Origin of the sequence: Variovorax sp. YR634, from assembly GCF_900106655.1 — a bacterium.
Classification (GTDB): domain Bacteria; phylum Pseudomonadota; class Gammaproteobacteria; order Burkholderiales; family Burkholderiaceae_C; genus Variovorax.
Genome location: NZ_FNOL01000059.1, coordinates 1 through 1462, shown reverse-complemented (window position 1 = coordinate 1462; position 1462 = coordinate 1). Strand labels below are relative to the sequence as shown.

2 protein-coding genes are annotated in these 1462 nt (G+C 60.9%); one reads left to right on the top strand and one right to left on the bottom strand.

Features of this window, described 5'->3' with window-relative positions:
• Positions 1–227: 227 nt before the first annotated feature.
• Complete coding sequence (locus tag BLV60_RS33840; RefSeq protein ID WP_093060171.1) at positions 228–851, bottom strand: tyrosine-type recombinase/integrase; 624 nt, start codon at positions 849–851, stop codon at positions 228–230.
• Positions 852–1052: 201 nt separating this feature from the next.
• Between BLV60_RS33840 and BLV60_RS33835 the strand changes: the two genes are divergently transcribed.
• The gene (locus tag BLV60_RS33835; protein WP_093060169.1) at positions 1053–1352 is read left to right on the top strand and encodes a hypothetical protein; all 300 of its coding nucleotides are present in this window, start codon (positions 1053–1055) and stop codon (positions 1350–1352) included.
• The last annotated feature ends 110 nt before the right edge of the window (positions 1353–1462 follow it).

Below are 1462 nucleotides of genomic sequence, written 5' to 3'. Positions count from 1 at the left end.
CTCGATGAATCGCTTCATGTGGCAACCCAGTTCGTGGCGTTGTCTCAATCTAGGCGACGGTATTCACGGATTCAATGCGTTTTCACACAGCCTCGACTGGCTGCGGTCAGTCGGCGCGGCCCGCTGAATGTCTGCTGTGCGCCGCAATCGAGCCATCCGGCAGCGCATTGATCCGCCTCACCGCCGCAGCAAGGCGGACGGATCCGCGCCGCTCAATCGACGCTCGCTCAGATTTCCGTCTGCTCCGAGATCTCCAGGGCGTCATCCACCTCGATGCCCAGGTATCTGACGGTCGACTCAAGCTTGGAGTGGCCGAGCAGCAACTGCACCGCGCGAACGTTCCTCGTCCGCCGGTAGATCAGCGTAGCCTTCGTCCGCCGCATCGAGTGAGTTCCGTAATCGGCAGGATCTAGTCCAAGCTCTCTGACCCAGCCACCCAGAATTCGGGCGTACTGCCGGGTGCCGAGGTGCGGCGAGTCGTGCATTCGGCTCGGGAACAGGAAGTCGTCCGATCGCAGGCCGGTGCGCTGGATCCACGCATGCACAGCCTCTCGGGTTCCAGGCTTGAGCTCGAACTGCACCGGACGCTGGGTCTTGTGCTGCATCACCGTCGCCCGTGGTGCAACCTGCTCCCCGTGGCAGACGTCCCTGACCTTCAGGCTGACAAGATCGCAGCCGCGCAGCTTGCTGTCCAGGCCCAAGTTGAAGAGAGCCAGCTCGCGCACTCGGCCCTCCAGTTGCAGCCGCACCCGCAGCGCCCAAATGTCCTTGAGCTTGAAAGGGGCCTTCTGGCCGACGATCTTGCCCTTGTTCCAGGGCACTTGGCAGGTTGCAGTGTTTACTGATCCCATGATGGTCTCCCATCGAGTTGAGGGAGCCTCAGCATGCGCTGGCCGGACTGCAGCTGTCCTTGATGCAGCGCCCAAGCAGCGCCTGCTTTTTCTGGGATAGACATCAGCTTTCGCGGCCATGTTTGGCCTACGGCAGGGGGCACAATCGGCCAGAAGCAGTCGTCGAGATTCACCCTTCAATCCCGGAACCGTTTATTCGATATGAATCGTCGCGAATTTGAAGCGCTTTCCCTTGAGGCTACGAAAGACGTGTTCGCCTTTGCGAAGTTCGCTCAGCAATCGGAGGACGCATTCCTCAGCTCAACCAATGCAGGCGCTCTGAGGCGATACCAGAACGCATGGCTTGAGGTCGAAATCATCAACGCAGTAGCGCTGGAGGCTTGGGAGGCCGACGGCCGGCCCGTGAGCTGGGATGACAGATGGCGCGAGTTTTATCAGGCCTCGGCAACGGAGGCCGTCAAGGTGCTCAGAAGTGCGGCCGTCGGTCTCATGGCCCAATGATCCTCACACGCCGCCGTCGGCCACAACCAATGGGATGGACGCCCCCACCCGTACCGGCATCGATGTGCCAAAGTGGAAGTGTCAGCAACCACTTGAACTGAAAGGGGCGT